Below are 23,416 nucleotides of genomic sequence, written 5' to 3'. Positions count from 1 at the left end.
GGTTTTTTCTATTTCGCCGCTTCTTGACCTAATTTGACTCTTTCCGAGTCAGTGCGGTATCTCATTGCAATAGACTTTCGAGCTTTGGCGGCATGTCCGCTTCACATGCAGGGAGTCGTTCGGTCATGCAACTGGATACCTATATTTTCTTCAACGGCGATTGCGCGGCGGCGCTCGAGCTTTATCAGGCCGCGTTTGGCGCGCAGATTGCTGCGCTGATCCGCTTCCGCGATGCGCCGGACGGCGGCAACGCCCCGCCCGACTGGCAGGACAAGGTCATGCACGCGGTGTTCCAGGTCGGCGGCAATGCCATCATGGTGTCGGACGGCCGTTATGGTCAGCCGCGCAAGGACTACTCGGGCTTCACGCTGTCGATCGCCGCGGGCGACGCCACTGCCGGTGAGCGCATCTTCAGCATGCTCGCCGAAGGCGGCAACGTGCTCACGCCGTGGCAATCCACGTTCTGGACGCAAGGTTTCGGCATGCTGACGGACCGTTTCGGCGTGCCCTGGCTCGTCAACGTGGTGCACGAAGGCGAAACGCAGCCCGCCTGAACGTTACCGCATCAGTCGTTGAGCGGCCGCGCGCCTTCGATATTCCACTGCCGCTCGATCTCCGACAGGCGCAGCCGCAAGCAATCCACCTGCTCGACGAAACGCATCGCGAGCCAGTGCATGCCCTGCGTCGTCGCGCTTCCCTCTTCCTGCCCGCAGCCCTGCGGCAGCGCCGATGCCTCCATCGCGCGATGAAGCAGGCCCACGCGCCCGAAGCGCAACGCCCGCGCCATTTTCAGAAGCTGCTGGCGCACCGCGTATTCGCCCGGCGAGCACGCGATCGCGAAACGGCTGGCGCTGGCCTGCGCGGTTTCAGGCATCGACATCACCAGCATTTCGAGCGCCGCGAGTAGCGAGCGATGCAGCCGCTGGATCTCTTCGAGCCGCGCGATCGGCACGTCGGTTTCCTTCGCCACGGATTCCATCAGCCCGCGCGCCTGCACGAGCCGCTGGCTCATCGCGTAGAAACGGCGCGCGGTCTCCTCCGCGAGCATCGGCGTGCCGTCGAGCAAGGCGCCATAGAGCTTCGCGCACTCGCGCAGGTTGTCCGCCAGACGGTAGCGCCATGAATACGTCGCGTATTGCGGCAGCACGAACGAGAAAGCCAGTGCGATCACGACGCCGATCAGCACGTTGGCCGTGCGCCACAAGCCAGTGGTGAGCGGCAGATCGCCGTGGCCGGAGACGATGACCATCGTGATCGCCGTGAGCAGCGCGACATAGCCGGCCTTGCCGATCGCGTAATACGCGCAGCCGCCCGCGATCAGGCACATCAGGACGAAGAACAGCATCGCCGAGCCGGTGAGCATCTGCGCGAGGATCAGCACCAGGCCGAAGAACGCCCCGAGCATCGTGCCGATGGCGCGCTCGGCGGCCTTTTTGCGGATATTGCCGTAATGCTGCAAGCCGCCGATCACGACCAGCACCGACACCGACGCCCACACGCCGTGCGGCATGTCGATGCCCGTCGTGACGGCGATCGACATCGCCATCGCGAGCGCGACCCGCACGCCGTGAATCAGGTTCGCGTGGCGGTAGCGGAAGTACGGCGACGTGACGCCGTGCAGAAAACGCGCGAGCGGGCCGCGCCTGAGTGACGTCGATCTCGTGGAAAGCATGGTTCGCTCGCGTCGATGAAGGCAGTCGGAAAAATCAAACGCCCGTAACGGCCAACGGCTGTTACGGGCGTTTTACCAGCTTTTCGCGCGCCGCGCCGGGCGGACGCGCGAACGGCCTGAATCAGCCTTCCACGATATCCAGATAATCTTCCGGACGCGTGCGGTCGTCCGAACGCTTGAGGCCCAGCACCTTCACGAGCAGGCTCACGAAGATCGAGACGATCAGGTTCGCGATCAGCGCCCACACGGCCGCGTAGCCCGGCACGACGTAGCCGAACAGATGCAGCGGATAGATCGAGCCCTTCAGTTGCAGCGACACGGCCATCCACGTGCCCACGCCGATACCCACCGCCCAGCCGATCAGCAAGCCGCGATGATCGAGCACGCGCGTATAGAGACCGAGCACGAGCGCGGGCAGCGTCTGGATGATCCAGATACCGCCGAGCAGTTGCAGCTGGATCGCGTAGGTCAGCGGCAGCGCGAGAATGAACACGACCGCACCCACCTTCACGATCAGCGACACGAGCTTGGCGACGTTGGTTTCCTGCTCCGGCGTCATCGACGTGTTGACGAACTCGCGATGCACGTTGCGCGTGTAGAGGTTTGCCGCCGCGATCGACATGATCGCCGCCGGCACCAGCGCGCCGATGCCGATGGCCGCGAACGCCACGCCCACGAACCACGACGGGAAGTAGTGCAGGAACAGCGCCGGCACCGCGAAGTTCGCGCCATAGGCCTTGAAGTAGGACGCGAATTCCGGCATGTCCTTCACGCCGGAGGCGAGCGCCATGTAGCCGAGCAGCGCGAGCAGGCCGAGCACGAGCGAGTACGCCGGCAGCAACGACATGTTGCGGCGGATCGTGTTGCCCGAATTCGACGAGAGAATCGCCGTGACCGCGTGCGGATACAGGAACAGCGCGAGCGCCGAGCCGACCGCGAGCGTCGCGTACGCGCTGTAGCCGTTCAGGCTCGCGGCGTCAGGCGCTTTCAGCAGCAGCTTCTCGGGCGGCACGATGCTGAAGATATGGCCGAAGCCGCCGAGCTGCGCCGGAATCACGATCATCGCGGCGATGATCGTGATGTAGATCAGCACGTCCTTCACCACGGCGATCATCGCGGGGGCGCGCAGACCCGACGTGTACGTGTACGCGGCGAGAATCGCGAACGCGATGATGAGCGGCAGATCGCCGACGAAGCCCTGCGTCGAGAAGCCGAGCGCGCCGATCACCACTTCGATGCCGACGAGCTGCAGCGCGATGTACGGCATCGTCGCGACGATACCCGTCACCGCGACGGCGAGCGCGAGCATGCGGCTGTTGTAGCGCGCGTGCACGAAGTCGGCGGCGGTCACATAGCCGTGACGCTTCGCGATGCTCCACAGCTTCGGAAACACGACGAACGCGAACGGATAGATGAGGATGGTGTACGGCAACGCGAAGAAGCCCGTCGCGCCCGCGCCGAACACGAGCGCCGGCACCGCGACGAACGTGTAGGCGGTATAGAGATCGCCGCCGAGCAGGAACCACGTGACGATGGTGCCGAAGCGGCGTCCGCCGAGACCCCATTCATCGAGCTGGGCGAGATCGCCCTTGCGCCAGTGCGCGGCGATGAAGCCGAGAATCGTGACACCGACGAAGAAGAGAACGAAAACGATGGTTGCGGTGGTGTTCATCATCGCGCACCTCCGGTCTTTCGTCCCGAGGGCAGCGCCTTCGTCTTGACATAGACGACGGCGGTGATGACCGCGCTGATCAGCACCCAGAGAAGCTGATACCAGTAGAAGTACGGAAAGCCCCACAGAACGGGCTCGATCTTGTTGTAAAACGGCACCCATACCACACCGATCCACGGAAGGATCAGAAGCCAAAGCCAATGCTTGTTGCGCGGTTGTCCGGTGCCGGTCGCAGCTTCGTGAGCCATGACGGTCTCCTCTTGTTTTGATTCGTTGGATTATCGCGAGTCCGGCGGGATGCCGGTCGTCGGGTAGACGTGTCGCTGAAAGCGCCCCGAAATAACAGAGGGAGTATATGGACCGTTAAAAGCGGGTCAAGCAGGGGGAATCCCGACTATTCCGCTGATTTGAAAGGAAATTGTAAATAGGCCAAAACCCTTGTTCTGGCCTGGGCTTTACGCGTTGCGTCGATCAGATCGAGAACGAGCCGCTGGTCGCGACACCCGCGCTTTCGGCGAGGCCCTTCACCCATTTGCGCGCGGGCAGACCGAGTTGCGCCTCGATCAGCTTCGCGCGCGTGTCCAGCGCGGCGAACGGCACGTCGAGCGCGGGACCGGCGAAGGCGATCGCGACGCGATTGCCGTCGTGCACTTCGGGCAGCGCGATCACGCGATGATCGAACGCTTCGTTCAGATGACGCATATTGCGCACGAAGCTAGGATGGTCGCCGAACAGGTTGATCGTGACGACGCCCGCGTCCGGCGTGAGACACGCGCGGCATGCGCGATAGAACGACACGCTGTCGAGCACGGGGCCGCGCGCGGTGGCGTCGTAGAGGTCGATCTGCAACGCGCCGGTCGTGCCGTGATTCGCGCGGTCGTTGACGAACTCCCATGCGTCGCGCTCGGTGACGGTGAGGCGCGCGTCGTCGTAGGGCAGCTCGAACATCGCGCGCGCGGCGATCACGACCGCGGGATTCAGCTCGACGGCCTCCACCTTCGCGCGCTTCAGAAAGCGATGGCAGAACTTGGTGAGCGCGGCCGAACCGAGCCCGAGCTGCACGATGCGCTCGGGCGTTTCGACGAAGAGCAGCCACGCCATCATCTGCTGTGCGTATTCGAGCTCGATGTGATCGGGCTTTTTCAGCCGCATCGCGCCCTGCACCCATTCGGTGCCGAAGTGCAGATAGCGCACGCCGCCCTCTTCCGAGAACGTCACGGGCGCGAAGCGCGGCTCGCGGGGCGCGTCGATGCGCGGCGCGTTGGCGAGATCGTCGCGATCGTCATCCCTGCGCTGGCGCTTCGATTTGCTGTTGTCCTTCTTGCGGCTGAACGCGCGAGCTTCCGCCGACGCGCGCTTGATGAGATTCGTCATTGTGTGGTGAGGATGTCGCGCCAGATGCGCAGTTTTTGATCGAACGAGAGGATAGCATTGGCCGCGCTCGACGACGGCAGCACGAGCGTGGCGTAACCCGCGGCGCTCAGGACGGGCGCGAACCTGCCCGAGGTCTTGCCGTTGAAGCACACCTTTCGCAGCTTCGGAAAGCGCGTATGGAAAGCAGCGAAGTCGTTGGGCGACGCGTTGCGGATCGCCGTGTCGAGGCTGCCTTCGCGCTCGCATGCGGCGAGCACGTCCCACAAGCCGATGCCATGCGCGACGAGCCGCGCGAGGCGATCGTCGTAGCCAAGCTCGTGCAGATTCTCGCCGATCGCCGCGCCGACGAGCCGCCAGAACTGATTGCGTGGATGCGCGTAGTACTGCGTTGCCGCAAGCGATGCGACGCCCGGAAAGCTGCCGAGGATGAGCGTGTGCGTCGCGTCATCGCCGACCGGTGCGAAACCCGCGAGCTTCATTTCGCCTCGCCACGCGCGACGCGCTTCGCATGCGAGCTCAGATGTTCATACGAGCGCGCATGTTCACGCCGATGCGGACCGTGCGTCGCGGCGAGCCTGAACCATAGCGCATCGAGCATGCATTCGGTGACCATCAGCGGTGCGCCGTGCCGCTTGAACACCGAGCGGCGCGCGACGAGCGCGTGCGGTTGCGATTTCGTTTGCATCGATGCGAGCCGATGCAGCGGGTGCCGCGCCGTCAGCCTGCGGCTCGCGAGCGCGGAACGCGACACGCTGCTATCGCTATAGAGCAGTTCGGCGAGCGGCCGCGTGCGCAGACGGCGCATCGATTGCCACACGCCGGTGCTGTGCGCGAGCGGCACGATGCTATGCGCGACGACGAACGGCACGCCATCCACCTTGAGCGCGACTTCACGCAGCCATACGGGCGTGCGCGGCGTGAGGTCGAGCGCACGCGCTTCATCCGGCCAGGGTATGTCGACGGCTTCGCGCGTGACATCGACCGTCACCGCGCCGAGCGTGCGCAGATGCGCGGTCAGTGAGCCGCCGCGTGTGAGCCAGTCTTTTTGTGCGTCGGTAAGCGAGGCGAGCGGGACGACGCGCCAGTGAGCGTCGATGGGATCGTTGGGCGTGAGCATGGCGGTGATTATAGGATCAGCCTGCACTTCGGACGATTCGTATGGAGTCCGTGCGCCGATCGAAAGAAACTGAATGGCCGTTCACGTGTGTCAAGGGTTTCACGTGAGGCCGCGCGCCGGACGCTCACCGGCACATCAATCAACAAGAGGACAGCGAATGTCGGAAAACAACAAACAGACATCGAAGAAGGTTGCGCATCTCGCGGCTGAGACGCTGCATGATCCAAAGGCCTCGGCCATCAAGAAAAGCCTCGCGGCGTCTGCCCTGTCGCAGTCGCACACCACGAAGCAAACGAGCGCCGAGATGGAACACAAGGCGAGCGAAGTGCTTCACAGCAACAAGTACTCGGAAGAAACGAAGACGCTGGCCGCGTCGGTTCTTGCGCAGTCCAACAAGGAGCGCAAGGTCAAATAAAAAACGCGCCGCCGGTTTCCCGGCGGCGCGTTCGTTCGACGCGCTTGCGCAGACTTATCGCGCGAGCAACAGTGCGTTGGTCCGCTTCACGAAGCTCGCCGGGTCTTCCAGCGCGCCGCCTTCAGCGAGCAACGCCTGATCGAACAGCAGATGGCACCAGTCGGCAAAATTGGCGCTGTCCGCATTCAATGCCTTGACGAGCGGATGCTCCGGATTCACCTCCAGAATCGGCTCCGCTTGCGGCGCATTCTGCCCCGCCGCCTTCAGCATGCGTTGCAGATAGCCGCTCATGTCGCCTTCATCGGCAACAAGACAGCTCGGCGAATCGGTGAGACGGAACGTGAGACGCACGTCCTTCGCCTTGCCTTCGAGCGCTTCCTTCATCTTTTCGACGAGCGGCTTCAGCTCCTCGCCGACCTTCTCCTGCTGCTGCTTTTCTTCATCATCGAGCGCGCCGAGATCGAGATCGCCGCGCGCGACGCTCGCGAGCGGCTTGCCATCGAACTCATTGAGGAACGACAGCATCCACTCGTCGACGCGATCGGTCAGCAGCAGCACTTCGACGCCCTTCTTGCGGAACACTTCGAGATGCGGGCTGTTCTTCGCGGCCTGCCAGCTATCGGCGGTGACATAGTAGATCTTCGTCTGCTCGGGCTTCATGCGCGCGACGTACTCGGCGAGCGACACGTTCTGCTCGTTGCTGTCGTTATGCGTCGATGCGAAGCGCACCAGCTTCGCGATGCGCTCGCGATTGCTGAAATCCTCGCCGATGCCTTCCTTCAGCACCTGACCGAACTCGTTCCAGAAGGTCGCGTACTTTTGCTTGTCGGCGTCTTCGGTCGCTTCGGCGGAGGACGACGCGATTTCTTCGAGCATCGACAGCACGCGCTTGGTCACGCCTTCGCGAATCGCCTTCACGTCGCGGCTTTCCTGCAGGATTTCGCGCGACACGTTGAGCGGCAGATCGGCCGAATCGACCACACCCTTCACGAAACGCAGATACGCGGGCAGCAGTTGCTCGGCATCGTCCATGATGAACACGCGCTTCACGTACAGCTTGAGCCCGCCGCGATGTTCGCGGTTCCACAGATCGAACGGCGCGTGCTTCGGCACGTACAGCAGTTGCGTGTACTCGCTGCGGCCTTCGACGCGGTTGTGCGTCCACGCGAGCGGATCGTCGTGATCGTGCGAGATGTGCTGATAGAACTGCTTGTACTGATCGTCGCTGATGTCGTTCTTCGGACGCGTCCAGAGCGCGCTCGCCTGGTTGACGGTCTCGTCCTCGCCCTTCGTGACCATCTCGCCTTTCTCGGCGTCCCACTCTTCCTTGTTCATGAGGATGGGCAGCGCGACGTGATCCGAGTACTTCTGGATGATCGACTTGAGCCTGTGCGACGACAGCAACTCGTCTTCGTCGGCGCGCAGATGCAGCGTGATGGTCGTGCCGCGTTGCGCGCGCTCGATGTCCTCGACTTCGAAATCGCCCTCGCCCGCGCTCGTCCAGCGCACGCCCTGATTCGCCGGCAGACCGGCGCGGCGCGTTTCCACCGTGATCTTGTCCGCGACGATGAAGCCCGAATAGAAGCCCACGCCGAACTGGCCGATCAGCGCGGCGTCCTTCTGCTGGTCGCCGGAGAGCTTCGAGAAGAACTCCTTCGTGCCCGAGCGCGCGATCGTGCCGAGATGCGAGATCGCCTCGTCGCGGCTCATGCCGATGCCGTTATCGTCGATCGTGATGGTACGCGCGGCTTTATCGAACGAGACGCGGATGCGCAGATCCGGATCGTTCTCGTAGAGCGCGCTGTTCTCGATGGCTTCGAAGCGCAGCTTGTCGGCGGCATCGGAGGCGTTGGAAATCAGCTCGCGCAGGAAAATTTCCTTGTTGCTGTAGAGCGAATGAATCATCAGATGCAGAAGCTGCTTCACTTCTGCCTGAAAGCTCATGGTTTCTTGCGCCATGGTCGGGTCCTCTGGTGTTGATTTCGTTGATGCGATTGCCTCGGCGGCGTGTTGGCCACGCAGCCAATTCGCCTGATATAAGGGCGGCTGGGGGTTTTTCAAGAGCGGGCGCGTCCGGATATGATGCAACGACCGATCACGTCCGCCCCCGCGATGCCCTTCTTGCGTCACCCCGACCGCCACGCCCGCCCTCTCACGCCGCACGAGACGCAGATGGCCCGGCTCGTGTTCCGCGACGCGATCGACTACACGGCGGTCAAGGTCTACGCGTGCGCCTATCTTCCGTTCGGCCTGCAGCCGCGCCGCACGGCGATGGCGCCCAACGGCAACCTGTATTTTCCGCGCGGCTGCCATCAGGACGACTTCTCCGCCTGCGACCTCGCCGATCGCATGTGGTTCATTCACGAGATGACGCACGTCTGGCAATTCCAGCTCGGCTATCCGGTGCGGCTGCGCGGCGCGATCCGCATCGGCCTGCCGTATGCGTACACGCTTCGCGACGATATGCGTCTGTCCGACTACAACATGGAAGCGCAAGGCAACCTGCTCGCGGACTATTTCGCGCTGAAGTTCTGCGACGGGCAAAGCGGCCTGTACGAGCATCGCTACCGGCACATGCGCGGCGCGCTCGCGCATTACGAAAAGGTGCTCGCGGACTTCATCCGCGAGCCAGCGGAGCGGCGCAACCTGCCCCGGCGCAGACGCTAGGCACTGCGCCGGGCAGCCTTGTCGAGATAGTTGGCAAGCATTTCGGGCAACGCTGGATCGCCACAATTGGCGACATTGAAACGCATCCAGGTCGTCGGCGACTGATGCGGCGAGAACAAGCTGCCGGGCGTCAGCAGAAAACCCGCTTCATGCCCCGCCGCCGCGAGGCCATCGGAATCGACGCCTGCGTCCGCCCACAGGAACATGCCCGCCGACGGCGTCGCGAACAGCCTCAGCCCGGTCTTTTCCAGCATGCGCGCGGTCTTGTCGCGCACGCCGTCGAGCCGCGCGCGCAACCGCTCGACATGCCGCCGGTAATGCCCTTCGGTCAGCACCTTGTAGACCACGCGCTCGTTCAATTCCGGACTCGTCATGCCGACGAGCATCTTCTGATCGGCGAGCGCCTTCGCCACCTCCGGCGCCGCCGCGATATAGCCGACCCGCAGATTCGCCGCCAGCGTCTTCGAAAAGCTGCCGAGGAAGATCACGCGCTTCAACTGGTCGAGCGATGCGAGCCGCGTCGCGGGAAAACCCGCCGGGCACAGATCGCCGTAGACGTCGTCCTCGACGACGATGAAATCGTATTCCTGCGCGAGTTGAAGAATCCGGAACGCCTGCGCCGCCGTGAGCGACGTGCCGGTCGGATTCTGCAGGACGGAATTGATGATCAGCATCTTCGGCCGCCAGGTCGCGACGAGCGTCTCCAGCGCGTCGAGATCGGGGCCGTCCGGCGTGTACGGCATGCCGACGAGCCGCGCGCCCTGCGATGCGAAACGGCCGAACATCTGGAACCACGCCGGATCGCCGACGATCACCGCATCGCCCGGCTTCACGTAGAGGCGCGAAATCAGGTCGATCGCCTGCGTAATGCCCGACACCAGCACGATCTGCCGCGCCGCCGACGCGCCGATTTCCAGCTCCTCCAGCCGCGTCTGCAACTGCTGCCGCAGCGGCAGAAAGCCCTGCGGCGTGCCGAAGCCGAGCATCTGCGCGCCGCTCTGGCGCGACAGCGCGCGCAGCGCGTTGGTGATCAGTTCGCCATCCAGCCAGCGGCCCGGCAGATAGCCGAGACCCGGCCCTTTTTCCGGGCTCGACGTGTGCAGCATGTTGCGCAGCAGCCAGACCACGTCGATGGTGTTCTGCACCGGCTCACGCTCCGCCGCGACCGCAGGCGCTTCGCCCTTCGCGACGAGCGTCGGCGCGACGCGCTCGCGCACGTAAAAGCCGGAGCCGCGCCGCGAATCGAGATAACCGTGCGCGACGAGCCGCTCGTAGGCCTCGACGACAGTGAAGCGCGACACGCCCTTGTCCAGCGCGAGCTTGCGGATCGACGGCATACGCATGCCCGGACGGAACACGCGCTCGTCGATACGGCGGCGGCCCCATTGCACCAGCTGATCGACGAGCGTGAGCTGGGCGGCATCGTGCGGGGCGGGAATCTGGTCGAGCGGAACGGACATGCGGGCCTCCGGTGTACGGCGCGCGCGGCTGAGTGCGCCGATAATAACTGTACCGAATAGTATTGGGCTGATTGTACCGTTACTGTTACGGTGATAGCGGCTACATTTTGCTTTCGGGCTGTCCGATGCGCGGGAGTGAAGCGTTATGCTATCGGCCCTTGTTCATCGCTTGGCCCGTCATGACCGACCATCGACTCAAACTCGATCACCTCGTGATCGCCGCACGCACGCTGGACGAAGGCGCGCAGTTCGTCGCCGCGAAATTCGGCGTGGAAACGGCGCCCGGCGGCGCGCATCCGTCGATGCGCACGCACAATCGGCTGCTGAATCTGTGGGGCGGCGCGTATCTGGAAGTCATCGCAGTCGATCCGTCGGCGGCCAGCGTCGAGTCGCCCCGCCCACGCCTTTTTGCGCTGGACGATCCGGCGATGCAGCGCCGCCTCGAAGATGACGGCCCGCAGCTCGTGCACTGGGTCGCGCGCGTCGAACCGCCGAAGTCGCTCACGCGCTGGCGCGAGCAGTATCCCGAGCGCATTGCGCCGGTCGCGGCGATGTCGCGTGCCGGCAATACCTGGGGCCTGACCGTGCCCGACGATGGCGCGTTCCCCGCGTGGCAAGGCGCGGGCGATGGCGTGCTGCCGTCGCTGATTCAGTGGGACACACCGCGCCATCCGAGCGGCGCGCTGCCGGAAACGGGCATCGCGCTGCGAACGCTGACGGGTTTTCATCCCGATGCGCAAGCCGTTTCGGCGCAGCTCGCGTGGCTCGGCGCGGCGCATCTGCTGCACGTCGAGCAGACGGCGGGCGCGCCGGTGCTGGTCGCGCAGTTCGATCTGCCGGACGGATCGACGCTGACGCTGGGCGAATCGGCGGAACAGGCGCAAGCGCGCGAAGAAGAAGCGCGCCAGGCGTCGAAGCGCCGTCGCACGAAGAAGGCAGAGACGCCGGACGAACCGGCAGCGCCACAACAACCCGACTGACGCCCGCGCGCATCGGTCAAACACGGAGACACCCCACGATGAAAACCCGCGAAACCGAAGGCATGCTGCTCGGCCTGATCGGCGTCGTCATTTTCAGCCTGACGCTGCCGATGACGCGCATCGTCGTCGCGGAGGTGCATCCGCTGCTCAACGGCCTCGGGCGCGCGCTCGTCGCGGCCATTCCCGCCGCCGCCCTGCTCGCGTGGCGCCGCGAAAAGCTGCCCACCTGGCCGCAGGTCAAGAGCCTCGCCGTCGTCGCGCTGGGCGTGATCATCGCGTTTCCGGTGTTTTCGGCGTGGGCCATGAAGACGGTGCCCGCTTCGCACGGCGCGGTCGTCAACGGGCTGCAGCCGCTGTGCGTCGCCATTTACGCCGCGTGGCTGTCGCACGAGCGGCCGTCGAAGGCGTTCTGGGCCAGCGCGATCGCGGGCAGCGCGATCGTCGTCGCGTTCGCGTTGCAGGCGGGCGGCGGCGGGCTGCAGGCAGGCGATCTGCTGATGCTCGTCGCGGTCGGCATCGGCGCGCTCGGTTATGCGGAAGGCGCGCGGCTCGCGCGTCAGATGGGCGGCTGGCAGGTGATCTGCTGGGCGCTCGTGCTCTCCGCGCCGTTCCTGCTGCTGCCGGTCGGCTGGCTCGCGTGGGCGCATCACGTGGCGCATCCCGAACCGCTCGCGCTCAAGACCTGGCTCGCATTCGGCTATGTCACGCTGTTCTCGCAATTCATCGGTTTCTTCGCGTGGTACGCCGGGCTCGCGATGGGCGGCATCGCGCGCGTCGGGCAAGTGCAACTGCTGCAGATCTTCTTCACGATGGCGTTCTCCGCGCTCTTCTTCGGCGAACACGTGAGCGCGTCGACGTGGCTGTATGCGGCCGCCGTCATCGTGACCGTCGTGCTCGGCCGCAAGGCCTCCGTGCGCGCCGCGCCGCAACCGGCAGTCGCCGCAACGGCCACGACGCACGCAAGATGACGCACTCGCGCGATAATCGACGATTGCCGTACCTCGTCAGCCCAGCTTCGAAAACTCGCGGCCCCGCGCCGCGAGAGACATAACCCCAGAGACAACCGAGGCATTTCATGAATCAAGCCGATCTCCGCGCCACGCCGTGGCAACTCTCCGAACGCGCCCGCAAGCTCACCAGCTCGGCGATTCGCGAAATCCTGAAGGTCACGGAGCGGCCGGAAGTCATTTCCTTCGCGGGCGGCCTGCCCTCGCCCGCGACGTTTCCCGTCGAGGAAATGCGCCACGCCTCGGAACGCATCCTGCGCGATCAGCCCGCCGCCGCGCTCCAGTACAGCGCGACCGAAGGCTACATGCCGCTGCGCGAATGGGTCGCGGCACGCTATTCCGTGAACGGCGCGCATATCCGCCCGACGCAGGTGCTCATCACGACCGGCTCCCAGCAGGCGCTCGATCTGCTCGGCAAGACGCTCGTCGATCCGGGTAGTCGCGTGCTGGTCGAAACGCCGACGTATCTCGGCGCGCTGCAATCGTTCTCGCTGTTCGAGCCGCACTACGTGCAGGTGCCGACCGATGAATCGGGCCTGATCCCCGAAGCGCTCGATGCCGCGCTCGTCGCGAACGCGCGCCTGCTCTACGCGCAGCCCAACTTCCAGAATCCGACCGGCCGCCGCCTGCCGCTCGAACGCCGCCGCGCGCTCGCCGCGCTGGCGCAGAAGGCATCGTTCCCGGTGATCGAGGACGATCCCTACGGCGCGCTCGACTACGCCGGCGCCCCGCTGCCGACGCTGCTGTCGATGGCCCCGGATCACATCGTGCATCTCGGCTCGTTCTCGAAGGTGCTGGCGCCGGGCCTGCGCGTGGGCTACATCATCGCGCCCGAGGAATTGCACTTCAAACTCGTGCAGGCCAAGCAGGCGACCGATCTGCACACGCCGAGCCTCACGCAGCGCATCGTCTACGAAGTGGTCAAGGACGGTTTTCTCGATCAGCATGTGCCGACCATCCGCGCGCTGTATCGCGATCAGTGTCACGCGATGCTCGACGCGCTGGAACGCCACATGCCCGCCGGCGTCGAATGGAACCGGCCGGAAGGCGGCATGTTCGTGTGGGTGAAGCTGCCGAAGCACATCAACTCGATGAAGCTGCTGGAGCAGGCGATCGCGCAGAACGTGGCCTTCGTGCCCGGCGGTCCGTTCTTCGCGAACGAAGCCGAGCACAATACGATGCGCCTGTCGTTCGTGACGGTCCCGCCCGCGACGATCGACGAAGGCGTGGCGAAGCTCGGCGCGCTGATCCGCGCGAGCATCTGATTTTTTCGGGGGCGCGTGCGCGCCCTTCCACCCGTTTTCAGTGACGAGGAGCAACGATGGCATCCAACGTGTATGACAAGCTGAAGGAACTCGGCATCGAACTGCCCAGCGCGGGCGCGCCCGCCGCCGCTTATGTGATGAGCGCGCAGAGCGGCAACACGGTGTATCTCTCGGGACACATCGCGAAGAAGGACGGCAAGGTGCATGTCGGCAAGCTCGGTGACAACATCGCGACGGAAGAAGGCAAGGCGGCTGCGCGCAGCGTCGCCATCGACCTGATCGCGACGCTGCACGCGCATGTCGGCGATCTCAACAAGGTCAAGCGCATCGTCAAGGTGATGAGCCTCGTCAACTCGACGTTCGATTTCACCGAGCAGCACATCGTCACGAACGGCGCGTCCGAACTGATCGCGGAAGTCTTCGGCGATGCCGGCAAGCACGCGCGCTCGGCGTTCGGCGTCGCGCAGATTCCGCTCGGCGCGTGCGTCGAGATCGAGCTGATCGCGGAAGTCGCTTAAGGCGCATCCCGTTTCATCCCGGCGAAACCCGACGCGCTCACGCCGTCGGGTTTTTTTTGTCTCATTCGAATCGTTACGCTCATGTCCTCACGCACCGTCCAGTTCAAGCAGGTCGACGTCTTCACGCCCGTGCCGTTCAAGGGCAATCCGCTCGCGGTGATCTTCGACGCCGAAGGGCTTTCCACCGAGCGCATGCAGGAAATCGCGCGCTGGACCAATCTGTCGGAGACGGCGTTTCTGATGCCGCCGACCGATCCGCGCGCCGACTATCGCGTACGCATCTTCACGACGGCGCTCGAACTGCCGTTCGCCGGTCATCCGACGCTCGGCAGCGCGCACGCGCTCCTCGACAGCGGCTACGCGCCGAAGACGCCCCGCAGGCTCGTACAGGAATGCGGTGTCGGCCTCGTGACGCTCGCCGAACGCGAGAACGGCGAATGGGCGTTCGCCGCACCGCCCGCGACTATCGTGCCGCTGACCGCTGCGCAGAACGATCGTCTGGCCGACGCGCTGGCTCCGGCGGTAATCGATTTCAGCGCGCCGCCCGCCGCCGTGAACAACGGTGCGCCGTGGCTCGTCGTGCGCGTGAGCGACGCGGCGCAATGTCTTGCGCTCACGCTCGCGGGCGACGCACGCGCAGCGGTCGCGGCGCTAGTTGCGGATACGGGCATGCACGGCATCGCGGTCTACGGGCCGCACACGCCGGGCGGACCGGCGAGCTTCGAATTGCGCGTGATTCTGCTCGGCGCGGAGAACATCGAGGACCCGGTCACCGGCAGCGCGAACGCGGCGCTCGCGACGCTGCTGCGCGCGCAGGACCGGCGGCCGGGCGAGCGCTTCACCGTCCGGCAAGGCACGGCGCTCGGCCGCGACGGCCGCGTGAGCATCGTCTACGACGATGCGGCGAGCGGCGCACCGATATGGATCGGAGGCGCGTCGGTAACTGTGATCGACGGCATATTCCGCATCTGAAACAATGACCTACGTGTCGGCGAAAGGCCGCGCGTATACCCCCAAGCGAGGCCCCTTTCTTAATCCCGGTGGCTTCGCTAATATCTGAACAATCGGGGACCAGATTGCGAGCGGTTTCACATCGGCGGATGGCCGGGCGTCGTGGAGTCGAGCCGCTTGCGCCGCAGCGCAAACGTATGCATTCAACGACACCGAACGCTCGCTGTTTCGCTCATGCTGTCGATCGAAACGTGGATCGGATCCTGGACCGTTTATCCGCCGACCCTCCATCGCGCGCCGCGCGCGGTATATTCACTCGTTTCGGCCGACCACCTCTCGACATGCAGCGCTTCATCCACTTCGCGCAGTTCGCAGCACGCTACGCGCTACGCGAATCAGCGCGCACGGACGCGCCATGAAGCGCACGCGCTCCCACACCTTTTCTGACACTTTTCTCGGCGCGCCCTCGGGGCGGCGTCGGCGCGCGCTGCTGGCCATTCCCGTGCTCGGCACCTTCGTGCTGGTGCTGCTGTGGGCGGTGATCTTCGCTCGGCTCTCCGTCGAACGCGAAGCGACGACGCATGAGTCGATGGCCTCCGCCGCGATTCTCTCGTCGGCGCTCGAACAGCACACCATCAAGGCGATCCATCAGGTCGACCAGATCACGCGCTTCGTCAAATACGAGTACGAGAAGTCGCCCGACAACTTCGATCTCATCGCGACGGTCGAAAAAGGCGTCGTGCAGAGCGATACGCTCGTGCAGGTGTCCTTGATCGACGAATACGGCACGCTGATCGCCAACACGTCCGACCCGCATCCGAAGCCGATCGACCTGTCCGATCGCGAGCACTACAAGGTTCACGCGCATTCGAACGACGACCTGCTGTACATCAGCCGCCCGGTGCGCGGGCGCGTGTCGGGACTTTGGACCTTGCAGATCACGCGACGGCTGAATCATCCGGACGGCTCGTTCGCGGGCGTCGTGGTCGTATCGGAAGACCCGGCCTATTTCACCAGCGATTTCTACAACGTCGCGTCGATCGGCCGAGAAGGCGTGATCGCTGTCGTGTCGGACAACGGCTCGGTGCTCGCGCGCAACACGGGCGGCGGCCTCGGCGAGAACGCAGCGGCCAATCCGGTCGCCAAGGGCGGTGCGCGCAACGCGCCGGCCGAGCGTGCCCGCGGCGAGTTCAGCGCGAGCGGCGTCTATCCGACGACGGATCACGCGTCGGGCATCTATGTCGACCCGATCGATCACGTGAAGCGCATCGTGTCGTACCGGCATATCGACGGCTATCCGCTCGGCGTGCTCGTCGGCCTCTCCGAGCGCGAGGAGATGACTGACTACAACCACACGCGCAATGTCTATCTGCTGATGGCGAGCTTCATCTCGCTCGCGATGCTCGGCTTCTTCGCGGTGGCGACGGGTCTCATCGGCAAGCTGCTCGGACGCGAGCGCGAGATGACGCATCTGGTCGAATTCGATCTGCTCACCGGCCTGCGCAACCGTTACTCGACGTTGCGCGCGCTCCGGCACGACGTGGCGCAGCCGGAGAACATCGGGCGGCTCGCGCTGCTGTTCATCGACCTCGACAACTTCAAGACCGTCAACGACACGCTCGGCCATAACGCGGGCGACATCGTGCTGCAGATGACCGCGTCGCGTCTCGCGGAAACGGTCGGGCAAAGCGGCACGTTATCGCGCATCGGCGGCGACGAGTTCGTCGTCGTGCTGAAGGGCGATGACGTCGAGCAACGCGCGGTCACGCTCGCCGACGATATCGCGACGATGTTCGCAACGCCCTTCGACGTGCGCGGCAGCGCGTTCGTGCTGCATTCGAGCATCGGCATTGCGCTTTTCTCGGTGTCGAACGAAAGCGAGATCGATCTGCTGAAGAAAGCCGATCTCGCGATGTACAGCGCGAAGGACGCGGGCCGCAACTGTTATCAGTTCTATTCGCCGCAGTTGTCGCATCGCGCGGATCATCTGATGCGCTGGGAGCAGCAACTGCGCGTCGCGCTGACCGAGCAGCAGCTTTTCCTCGTGTATCAGCCGAAGATCGATCTGACGCGCCGCTGCATCACCGGCTTCGAGGCGCTCGTGCGATGGAATCATCCGCAGCACGGGCTCATTCCGGCGAACGAGTTCATTCCGGTCGCGGAATCGACGGGGCTGATCGTCGCGGTCGGCGACTTCGTGATTCACACCGCGTGCATGCAGCTCGCGCAGTGGCAGCGCGATGGTTACACCGGGCTGTCGCTCGCCGTGAACATCTCGGCCGTGCAGTTCTGGCGCGGCGATCTGCTGGAGACGGTCGCGCGCGCGATCGAAGCGAGCGGCATTCCATCGGACAAGCTCGAACTCGAGATCACCGAGACGGTGATGGTGGAGTATCCGGAACTGGTGCAGGAGAAGATCGTCGCGTTGAAGCGGCTGGGCGTGCGAATCGCGCTGGACGACTTCGGCACGGGCTATTCGTCGCTGTCGTATCTGAATCGCTTCTCGGTGGATACGCTCAAGGTGGATCGCTCGTTCATCCAGGCGATTCCCGAGGATCGGAGCGTGTGCGTGATGGTGTCGGCGATCGTCAATCTGGCGCGCTCGCTGGGGCTGACGGTCGTGGTGGAAGGCACCGAGCGCGAGGAGCAGATCGCGTGGCTTGCGGCGCTTGGGCCTGTGGAAGCGCAAGGTTTCCTGTTTTCGCGGCCCGTGCCGGCGGATGGCGTGCAGGCGTTGCTCGATCGCTTCGGCGTGTGTGGATGGTCGCGTGGACACGGGGCGCGATCGCGCAAGGATGCGGGGCAGGAGTCGAGTACTGCGCTCAGTGATGAGCGCGGGGTGTGACCTGGGCGAAAACGAAAACCCTAAAACCCACGCGACAACACCGCTGTACCGATCGTCACCACACCAAGCACCAGATTTATCACGACGAGCCGTCGCACAGTTCCGACGGCCCTCGCCCCATCCGGCCAGTTCTGCGCCTGTACGGCTCGCCGAATGCGCGGAAACACCGCAAACCGGATATGCCCGAAGATGAGCATCATCACAATGCCGAGACCGGCCATCGCATGCAGGGGCCACGCCGCATGACCGCCGCCGAACTGCACGAGCAGGAAGCCGCCGGTGAGCAGAATCACGAGCACCGAAGCCGCGACCCAGTTGAAGAAGCGCGCAAAGACTGACTCCCATAGCGGCAGCCGCAGTTGCGGCGTGAGATCGCCGAGCGCGGGACGCAAGCAGAAATGCGCGAAAATCATTCCGCCGATCCAAACGGCTACGCCGAGCAAATGCAGAAAGAGCGCCGCTTCGATGGCTTTGTTCATTGGGGATTCCGGGGTATTTGAGTTGTCGAGTGCGTGCGGGCACAAGACTAGGAATGCACATGCGGTTAGGAGTTCCCCGCCCGGCCGATTTTGTTATCGCGCCTTGAAGAATCGGATTATTCGTGAACCTAAGGAATGTGGGAATGAGATAAGTTCTTTCGATGCCGCCCGCGCCCGCATTCAGTTGCGGATCTCGGCCGCGAGGCAGCTATTCTACGAACCGAGGAACCAGGCCGATATGAACTGCGTCGACTTCGTCGTTAGCCGACTTTGCGAAATCAGAGACGATCTCTACGAGCGTGGATCGGAGGCACGGGAACTCCGGATGCATCCAGAGGCCATGCGCTATTTCAGTTTGGAAACATGCAGAGGCATCGAAGGCGCGGGAGAGATTCCGATAGAAATCGCAAGCTCCATCACCATTAATGGCATGCCGGTCGTTCTCGATGAAAACTGCCGGTTTCCTTGTGTCATCGACGCGGAGAACAGGCGGCATCTGTTGTAGCGGGGGCTAGGCGGCGAACACGACTTGTCGAGGCAAGTACGAAGCCCGCAAAAAAGCCCGCGCACGCGGGCTTCCCAGGTCACAAGCGGACATCATCAACGTCCACTAAACATCTCACCCCTCGAACACCGGCCGCAAATCCGTCACCTTCAACGACGAATCCGGCGCACGCCCCTTCCTTGAACGCTTGCCCAGATGCAGTTGCATCTGCGAGCCGGCGAGCTTCTCGTCCCGCACCTTCCCGCCGCGCCCGGTGCCGATCATCACGACACCACGCGCATCGATGGCAAGCGCCTGACGCAGCGTCTCCTTCGGATCGAGGCCCATCAGAATGACGCCGCGTCCGCCGCCCGACAGCGTCTTCATCTCGTCCATGCCGAACACGAGCAAGCGGCCCGTGCTCGACAGACACGCCACATACGACGCGCCAGGAATGACCGGCATCGGCGCGAGCGGCGCGGCGCCTTCGTCGATCGTCATGAAGGCCTTGCCCGCCTTCTGGCGGCTCACCATGTCGCCGAGCTTCGCGAGGAAACCAAAGCCATTGCTCGATGCAAGCAGCAGTTGCTGTTCGGCATTGGCCGCGAAGTAATGCAGCAGATGCGTGCCCGATTCCAGTTCGATCAGCGACGTCACCGGCACGCCATCGCCACGGCCGCCCGGCAATGCAGAAACCGGCACCGAATACACGCGCCCCTTGCTGCCCCACGCGACGAGCGAATCCGGCGTGCGCGCCTGGAACGCCGCATAGAGTCCGTCGCCCTGCTTGAACGTGAAGCCCGCCGGATCGAGTCCGTGGCCCTTCAGCGCGCGCACCCAGCCCTTCTGCGACACGACCACCGTCACCGGCTCGTCGACGACGCGCGTCTCGAAGGTCGCGCGCTTTTCCTGCTGAATGAGCGTGCGGCGATCGTCGCCGAATTGCTTGGCGTCCGCTTCGATTTCCTTGATGAGCAGGCGCTTCATCGCGGCATCGCTGTTGAGCAGTTCTTCGAGCTTGGTTTTCTCGTCGCGCAAGTCGGACAGCTCCTGTTCGATCTTGATCGCTTCCAGCCGCGCGAGCTGACGCAGACGGATTTCGAGAATGTCTTCGGCCTGCCGCTCCGACAGATTGAAGCGCGCCATCAGCGCCTGCTTCGGCTCCTCTGACTCGCGGATGATGCGAATGACTTCATCGATATTCAGGAAGACGATCATCCGCCCTTCGAGAATATGGATGCGGTCGTCGACCTTGCCGAGACGATGCTGCGTGCGCCGCGTCACCGTCACGAACCGGAAACCGACCCACTCGTGCAGGATCTCGACGATGCCTTTCTGACGCGGCCTGCCGTCGGCGCCGATCATCACGAGGTTGATGGTCGCGTTCGATTCGAGGCTCGTATGCGCGAGCAGCGAGTTGACGAACTCCGTCTGATCGATACGGCTCGACTTCGGCTCGAACACGAGCCGCACGGGCGCGTCCTTGCCGGACTCGTCGCGCACGGCGTCGAGCAGCGCGAGCAAGGTCTGCTTGGTCTGGACCTGCTCGGGCGTGAGCGTTTTCTTGCCGAGCTTGATCTTCGGATTGGTGAGTTCCTCGATTTCCTCAAGCACCTTCTGGCTCGACACGCCCGGCGGCAATTCCGTGATGACCACCTGCCACTGGCCGCGCGCGAGTTCCTCGATCTTCCAGCGCGCGCGCACTTTGAGGCTGCCGCGGCCGGTCTCGTAAGCCGCCGAGATTTCCGCGGGCGACGAGATGATCTGGCCACCGCCCGGGAAGTCCGGTCCAGGCACCTTTTCCATCAGACCGGCATGGCCGATCTTCGGATCGCGGATCATCGCGACGGCGGCCTGCGCGACTTCGCGCAAATTGTGCGACGGGATTTCCGTGGCGAGACCCACCGCAATGCCCGATGCGCCGTTCAGCAACAGGAACGGCAAGCGCGCCGGCAGCAGCTTCGGCTCTTCGAACGAGCCGTCGTAGTTCGGCATGAAATCGACCGTGCCCTGATCGATTTCATCGAGCAGCAAGCGCGCGATCGGCGTGAGGCGCGCTTCGGTGTATCGCATGGCCGCGGCGCCGTCGCCGTCGCGCGAGCCGAAGTTGCCCTGACCGTCGATGAGCGGATAGCGCATCGAAAAGTCCTGCGCGAGACGCACGAGCGCGTCGTACGCGGATTGATCGCCATGCGGGTGATACTTGCCCAGCACGTCGCCGACCACGCGCGCCGACTTCACCGGCTTCGCGCCGGACGCGAGGCCCATCTCGCTCATCGCGAAGAGAATGCGGCGCTGCACGGGCTTTTGTCCGTCGCAGACATCGGGCAGTGCGCGGCCCTTCACCACGCTCACCGCGTAGTCGAGATAAGCGCGTTCGGCGTAATCGCCGAGCGTCAGTTGTTCGCCGTCCGGTGCGGTCTGCTCGGCGAAGAGATCGTCTGTGATTCCCATCGAATATCGATATCCGTTATGCGTTGCTTAAGTCGAACTCAGATGTCCGCTTCGACTTCGTTGCCCTTCTCTTCGAGCCAGCTGCGGCGCGACGCCGCTTCGCCCTTGCCCATCAGCATGGTCATGCGCGAGACGGTGAGATCGAAGCCGAGATCGCCGAGGCCGACAGGCAACAGGCGTCGCGTATCGGGGTTCATCGTCGTGTCCCAGAGCTGTTCCGCGCTCATTTCGCCGAGGCCCTTGAAGCGGCTGATGGTCCATGCCGTTTCGCGCACGCCGTCCTTGCGCAGCTTGTCGAGGATCGCTTCGAGTTCGCCTTCGTCGAGCGCGTAGAGCTTCTGCGCAGGCTTCTTGCCGCGCGCGGGGGCATCGACGCGAAACAGCGGCGGCCGCGCGACGCACACGTGGCTACGTTCGATCAGTTGCGGGAAGTGCTTGAAGAAAAGCGTGAGCAGCAGCACCTGAATGTGCGCGCCGTCGACGTCCGCGTCCGACAGAATGCAGATCTTGCCGTAGCGCAGATTCGTGAGGTCGATCTGATCGTCCGGACCGTGCGGATCGACGCCGATCGCCACCGCGATGTCATGCACTTCGTTGTTCGCGAAAAGCCGGTCGCGTTCCGTTTCCCACGTGTTCAGCACCTTGCCGCGCAACGGCAGGATCGCCTGAAATTCCTTGTCGCGGCCCATCTTCGCGGAGCCGCCCGCCGAATCGCCCTCGACGAGAAAGAGCTCGTTGCGCGCGATGTCCGTCGATTCGCAATCGGTCAGCTTGCCCGGCAACACGGCCACGCCCGAGCTCTTCTTCTTCTCGATCTTCTGACCGGCGCGCGTGCGCGCCTGCGCCTGACGGATCACGAGTTCCGCGAGCTTCTTGCCGTATTCGACGTGCTGATTCAGCCACAACTCCAGCGCCGGCCGCGAGAACGACGACACGAGCTTCACCGCATCGCGGCTATTGAGACGTTCCTTGATCTGGCCTTGGAACTGCGGATCGAGCACCTTGGCCGACAGCACGAACGACACGCGCGCGAAGACGTCTTCCGCGAGCAGCTTTACGCCTTTGGGCTGCAGGTTATGAATCTCGACGAAGTTCTTCACCGCCTGAAAAAGGCCATCGCGCAGGCCGGATTCGTGCGTGCCGCCCGCGGGCGTCGGAATGAGGTTCACATACGATTCACGCAAGAGCGGCCCTTCCTCGCTCCACGCGACGACCCACGACGCGCCCTCGCCTTCCGCGAAGGTTTCCTCGGTATTGCGCGAGCTTTCGGCATAGCGCTCGCCTTCGAACAAGGGAATCAGCAGTTCGCTGCCGCCCATGCCTTCGAGCAGATAGCCGCGCAGGCCGTCTTCGTACTTCCAGGTCTGACGCTCGCCCGTCTTCTCGATGACGAGCGCGACTTCGACGCCCGGCAGCAGCACGGCCTTCGAACGCAACAGGCGCTGCAATTCGCCGAGCGGCAGATTCGCGGAGTCGAAGTACTTCGGATTCGGCCATGCGCGCACGCGCGTGCCGCTTTTCTTTGCGCCGCGCTCAGCCGTGCGCGTCGTGAGTTGCTCGACGACATCGCCATTCGAAAACGCGAGTTGCGCGACCTTGTTGTCGCGCCAGACGGTCACTTCGAGACGGGTCGCGAGCGCGTTCGTCACCGAGACGCCGACACCGTGCAGACCGCCCGAGAACGTATAGGCGCCGCCCGCGGCCTTGTCGAACTTGCCGCCTGCGTGCAGCCGCGTGAACACGATCTCGACGACCGGCACGCCTTCTTCCGGATGCATGCCGAACGGAATGCCGCGCCCGTCGTCGTCGACGGAAACGGAGTTGTCGTTGTGCAGCGTGACGGTGATCTGCTTGCCGTAGCCGCCGAGCGCTTCGTCGGAGGCGTTGTCGATCACTTCCTGAATGATGTGCAGCGGATTCTCGGTCCGCGTGTACATGCCGGGCCGCTGCTTGACCGGCTCCAGGCCCTTGAGCACCTTGATCGATGCTTCGCTGTAGCCGGCTGCCTTGGCGTTCATGACGAGGCGCTTGCCTCGCTGCGTGCCTGTCGCCATTG

Annotated in this window: 21 protein-coding genes; 10 read left to right on the top strand and 11 right to left on the bottom strand. The window is 64.2% G+C overall.

Going from position 1 to position 23,416, the window contains the following annotated elements; translation table 11 throughout:
- Nucleotides 1-125 precede the first annotated feature (125 nt).
- Nucleotides 126-554, top strand: a complete 429-nt coding sequence (locus NK8_RS04390) for a VOC family protein (protein WP_213227665.1) — start codon at nt 126-128, stop codon at nt 552-554.
- An 11-nt stretch (nt 555-565) separates the two neighbouring features.
- Here the strand turns inward: NK8_RS04390 and NK8_RS04385 are convergent, their stop codons facing one another.
- The 6 genes from NK8_RS04385 to NK8_RS04360 form a co-directional block, all read right to left on the bottom strand.
- The gene (locus NK8_RS04385; RefSeq protein ID WP_213227663.1) at nt 566-1,672 is read right to left on the bottom strand and encodes an FUSC family protein; all 1,107 of its coding nucleotides are present in this window, start codon (nt 1,670-1,672) and stop codon (nt 566-568) included.
- Between the two features lie 121 nt (nt 1,673-1,793).
- Nucleotides 1,794-3,344, bottom strand: a complete 1,551-nt coding sequence (gene mctP, locus NK8_RS04380; RefSeq protein WP_213228481.1) for a monocarboxylate uptake permease MctP — start codon at nt 3,342-3,344, stop codon at nt 1,794-1,796.
- Nucleotides 3,344-3,592 carry a DUF3311 domain-containing protein gene (locus tag NK8_RS04375; protein ID WP_213227661.1) on the bottom strand — a complete coding sequence of 83 codons (249 nt, stop codon included), beginning with the start codon at nt 3,590-3,592 and terminating at the stop codon, nt 3,344-3,346. Before NK8_RS04375 ends, mctP begins: the two co-directional genes overlap by 1 nt.
- A 223-nt stretch (nt 3,593-3,815) precedes the next feature.
- Nucleotides 3,816-4,718: a spermidine synthase gene (locus NK8_RS04370; protein WP_213227659.1), complete on the bottom strand. Its 903-nt coding sequence runs from the start codon at nt 4,716-4,718 to the stop codon at nt 3,816-3,818.
- Nucleotides 4,715-5,197: a DNA-deoxyinosine glycosylase gene (locus tag NK8_RS04365; protein ID WP_213227657.1), complete on the bottom strand. Its 483-nt coding sequence runs from the start codon at nt 5,195-5,197 to the stop codon at nt 4,715-4,717. The genes NK8_RS04370 and NK8_RS04365 overlap by 4 nt, the downstream gene beginning before the upstream one ends.
- Nucleotides 5,194-5,835 carry a chorismate lyase gene (locus NK8_RS04360; RefSeq protein WP_213227655.1) on the bottom strand — a complete coding sequence of 214 codons (642 nt, stop codon included), beginning with the start codon at nt 5,833-5,835 and terminating at the stop codon, nt 5,194-5,196. The genes NK8_RS04365 and NK8_RS04360 overlap by 4 nt, the downstream gene beginning before the upstream one ends.
- Nucleotides 5,836-5,992: 157 nt before the next feature.
- On the opposite strand from NK8_RS04360, the gene NK8_RS04355 reads away from it, so the two are divergent.
- Nucleotides 5,993-6,250 (top strand): hypothetical protein, encoded by a 258-nt coding sequence (locus NK8_RS04355; RefSeq protein ID WP_213227653.1) that lies wholly within the window; start codon nt 5,993-5,995, stop codon nt 6,248-6,250.
- Nucleotides 6,251-6,304: 54 nt separating this feature from the next.
- Here the strand turns inward: NK8_RS04355 and htpG are convergent, their stop codons facing one another.
- A complete protein-coding gene (htpG, locus tag NK8_RS04350; RefSeq protein ID WP_213227651.1) occupies nt 6,305-8,209 on the bottom strand; it encodes a molecular chaperone HtpG in 1,905 nt (634 codons plus the stop codon).
- Nucleotides 8,210-8,422: 213 nt separating this feature from the next.
- Between htpG and NK8_RS04345 the strand changes: the two genes are divergently transcribed.
- Entirely contained in the window at nt 8,423-8,917 is a 495-nt protein-coding gene (locus NK8_RS04345; RefSeq protein ID WP_225936199.1) for a Rhs element Vgr protein, read from the top strand.
- Here the strand turns inward: NK8_RS04345 and NK8_RS04340 are convergent.
- Complete coding sequence (locus NK8_RS04340) at nt 8,914-10,377, bottom strand: PLP-dependent aminotransferase family protein (protein WP_213227649.1); 1,464 nt, start codon at nt 10,375-10,377, stop codon at nt 8,914-8,916. The two genes, NK8_RS04345 and NK8_RS04340, sit on opposite strands and share 4 nt — an antisense overlap.
- Nucleotides 10,378-10,556: 179 nt before the next feature.
- Here NK8_RS04340 and NK8_RS04335 point away from each other — a divergent pair, with 179 nt between their 5' ends.
- The 6 genes from NK8_RS04335 to NK8_RS04310 all read left to right on the top strand — a co-directional run bounded on the left by NK8_RS04335 (nt 10,557) and on the right by NK8_RS04310 (nt 17,943).
- Nucleotides 10,557-11,357, top strand: a complete 801-nt coding sequence (locus NK8_RS04335; protein ID WP_213227647.1) for a VOC family protein — start codon at nt 10,557-10,559, stop codon at nt 11,355-11,357.
- A 38-nt stretch (nt 11,358-11,395) separates the two neighbouring features.
- The gene (locus NK8_RS04330; RefSeq protein WP_213227645.1) at nt 11,396-12,325 is read left to right on the top strand and encodes a DMT family transporter; all 930 of its coding nucleotides are present in this window, start codon (nt 11,396-11,398) and stop codon (nt 12,323-12,325) included.
- A 107-nt stretch (nt 12,326-12,432) separates the two neighbouring features.
- Nucleotides 12,433-13,629, top strand: a complete 1,197-nt coding sequence (locus tag NK8_RS04325; RefSeq protein WP_213227643.1) for a PLP-dependent aminotransferase family protein — start codon at nt 12,433-12,435, stop codon at nt 13,627-13,629.
- A gap of 56 nt (nt 13,630-13,685) precedes the next feature.
- Nucleotides 13,686-14,147: a RidA family protein gene (locus NK8_RS04320; protein WP_162065233.1), complete on the top strand. Its 462-nt coding sequence runs from the start codon at nt 13,686-13,688 to the stop codon at nt 14,145-14,147.
- Nucleotides 14,148-14,228: 81 nt separating this feature from the next.
- Nucleotides 14,229-15,119 carry a PhzF family phenazine biosynthesis protein gene (locus tag NK8_RS04315; RefSeq protein ID WP_213227642.1) on the top strand — a complete coding sequence of 297 codons (891 nt, stop codon included), beginning with the start codon at nt 14,229-14,231 and terminating at the stop codon, nt 15,117-15,119.
- A 394-nt stretch (nt 15,120-15,513) separates the two neighbouring features.
- Nucleotides 15,514-17,943 carry an EAL domain-containing protein gene (locus NK8_RS04310; protein ID WP_162065231.1) on the top strand — a complete coding sequence of 810 codons (2,430 nt, stop codon included), beginning with the start codon at nt 15,514-15,516 and terminating at the stop codon, nt 17,941-17,943.
- Nucleotides 17,944-17,963: 20 nt separating this feature from the next.
- On the opposite strand, the gene NK8_RS04305 is transcribed toward NK8_RS04310, so the two are convergent.
- Nucleotides 17,964-18,422 (bottom strand): CopD family protein, encoded by a 459-nt coding sequence (locus NK8_RS04305; protein ID WP_162065230.1) that lies wholly within the window; start codon nt 18,420-18,422, stop codon nt 17,964-17,966.
- A 238-nt stretch (nt 18,423-18,660) separates the two neighbouring features.
- Here NK8_RS04305 and NK8_RS04300 point away from each other — a divergent pair, with 238 nt between their 5' ends.
- On the top strand, nt 18,661-18,927 hold the full coding sequence (locus NK8_RS04300) for a hypothetical protein (protein ID WP_213227640.1): 267 nt from the start codon (nt 18,661-18,663) through the stop codon (nt 18,925-18,927).
- 114 nt (nt 18,928-19,041) lie between these two features.
- On the opposite strand, the gene parC is transcribed toward NK8_RS04300, so the two are convergent.
- Together parC and NK8_RS04290 are read right to left on the bottom strand one after the other, a co-directional pair.
- The gene (parC, locus tag NK8_RS04295; RefSeq protein WP_213227638.1) at nt 19,042-21,360 is read right to left on the bottom strand and encodes a DNA topoisomerase IV subunit A; all 2,319 of its coding nucleotides are present in this window, start codon (nt 21,358-21,360) and stop codon (nt 19,042-19,044) included.
- A gap of 38 nt (nt 21,361-21,398) precedes the next feature.
- Complete coding sequence (locus tag NK8_RS04290; protein ID WP_162065226.1) at nt 21,399-23,378, bottom strand: DNA topoisomerase IV subunit B; 1,980 nt, start codon at nt 23,376-23,378, stop codon at nt 21,399-21,401.
- Nucleotides 23,379-23,416: the final 38 nt, after the last annotated feature.

It is taken from the genome of Caballeronia sp. NK8 (assembly GCF_018408855.1).
GTDB lineage: Bacteria > Pseudomonadota > Gammaproteobacteria > Burkholderiales > Burkholderiaceae > Caballeronia.
The sequence above is the reverse complement of the archived record's forward strand: the minus strand, read 5'-3'. Positions and strand labels throughout refer to the sequence as shown.

Bases quoted from the DNA above. Each gene is read 5' to 3' on its own strand.
- NK8_RS04390 (WP_213227665.1), top strand. From the start codon at position 126: ATGCAACTGGATACCTATATTTTCTTCAACGGCGATTGCGCGGCGGCG.
- NK8_RS04385 (WP_213227663.1), bottom strand. From the start codon at position 1,672: ATGCTTTCCACGAGATCGACGTCACTCAGGCGCGGCCCGCTCGCGCGT.
- mctP (WP_213228481.1), bottom strand. From the start codon at position 3,344: ATGAACACCACCGCAACCATCGTTTTCGTTCTCTTCTTCGTCGGTGTC.
- NK8_RS04375 (WP_213227661.1), bottom strand. From the start codon at position 3,592: ATGGCTCACGAAGCTGCGACCGGCACCGGACAACCGCGCAACAAGCAT.
- NK8_RS04370 (WP_213227659.1), bottom strand. From the start codon at position 4,718: ATGACGAATCTCATCAAGCGCGCGTCGGCGGAAGCTCGCGCGTTCAGC.
- NK8_RS04365 (WP_213227657.1), bottom strand. From the start codon at position 5,197: ATGAAGCTCGCGGGTTTCGCACCGGTCGGCGATGACGCGACGCACACG.
- NK8_RS04360 (WP_213227655.1), bottom strand. From the start codon at position 5,835: ATGCTCACGCCCAACGATCCCATCGACGCTCACTGGCGCGTCGTCCCG.
- NK8_RS04355 (WP_213227653.1), top strand. From the start codon at position 5,993: ATGTCGGAAAACAACAAACAGACATCGAAGAAGGTTGCGCATCTCGCG.
- htpG (WP_213227651.1), bottom strand. From the start codon at position 8,209: ATGGCGCAAGAAACCATGAGCTTTCAGGCAGAAGTGAAGCAGCTTCTG.
- NK8_RS04345 (WP_225936199.1), top strand. From the start codon at position 8,423: ATGGCCCGGCTCGTGTTCCGCGACGCGATCGACTACACGGCGGTCAAG.
- NK8_RS04340 (WP_213227649.1), bottom strand. From the start codon at position 10,377: ATGTCCGTTCCGCTCGACCAGATTCCCGCCCCGCACGATGCCGCCCAG.
- NK8_RS04335 (WP_213227647.1), top strand. From the start codon at position 10,557: ATGACCGACCATCGACTCAAACTCGATCACCTCGTGATCGCCGCACGC.
- NK8_RS04330 (WP_213227645.1), top strand. From the start codon at position 11,396: ATGAAAACCCGCGAAACCGAAGGCATGCTGCTCGGCCTGATCGGCGTC.
- NK8_RS04325 (WP_213227643.1), top strand. From the start codon at position 12,433: ATGAATCAAGCCGATCTCCGCGCCACGCCGTGGCAACTCTCCGAACGC.
- NK8_RS04320 (WP_162065233.1), top strand. From the start codon at position 13,686: ATGGCATCCAACGTGTATGACAAGCTGAAGGAACTCGGCATCGAACTG.
- NK8_RS04315 (WP_213227642.1), top strand. From the start codon at position 14,229: ATGTCCTCACGCACCGTCCAGTTCAAGCAGGTCGACGTCTTCACGCCC.
- NK8_RS04310 (WP_162065231.1), top strand. From the start codon at position 15,514: ATGAAGCGCACGCGCTCCCACACCTTTTCTGACACTTTTCTCGGCGCG.
- NK8_RS04305 (WP_162065230.1), bottom strand. From the start codon at position 18,422: ATGAACAAAGCCATCGAAGCGGCGCTCTTTCTGCATTTGCTCGGCGTA.
- NK8_RS04300 (WP_213227640.1), top strand. From the start codon at position 18,661: ATGAACTGCGTCGACTTCGTCGTTAGCCGACTTTGCGAAATCAGAGAC.
- parC (WP_213227638.1), bottom strand. From the start codon at position 21,360: ATGGGAATCACAGACGATCTCTTCGCCGAGCAGACCGCACCGGACGGC.
- NK8_RS04290 (WP_162065226.1), bottom strand. From the start codon at position 23,378: ATGAACGCCAAGGCAGCCGGCTACAGCGAAGCATCGATCAAGGTGCTC.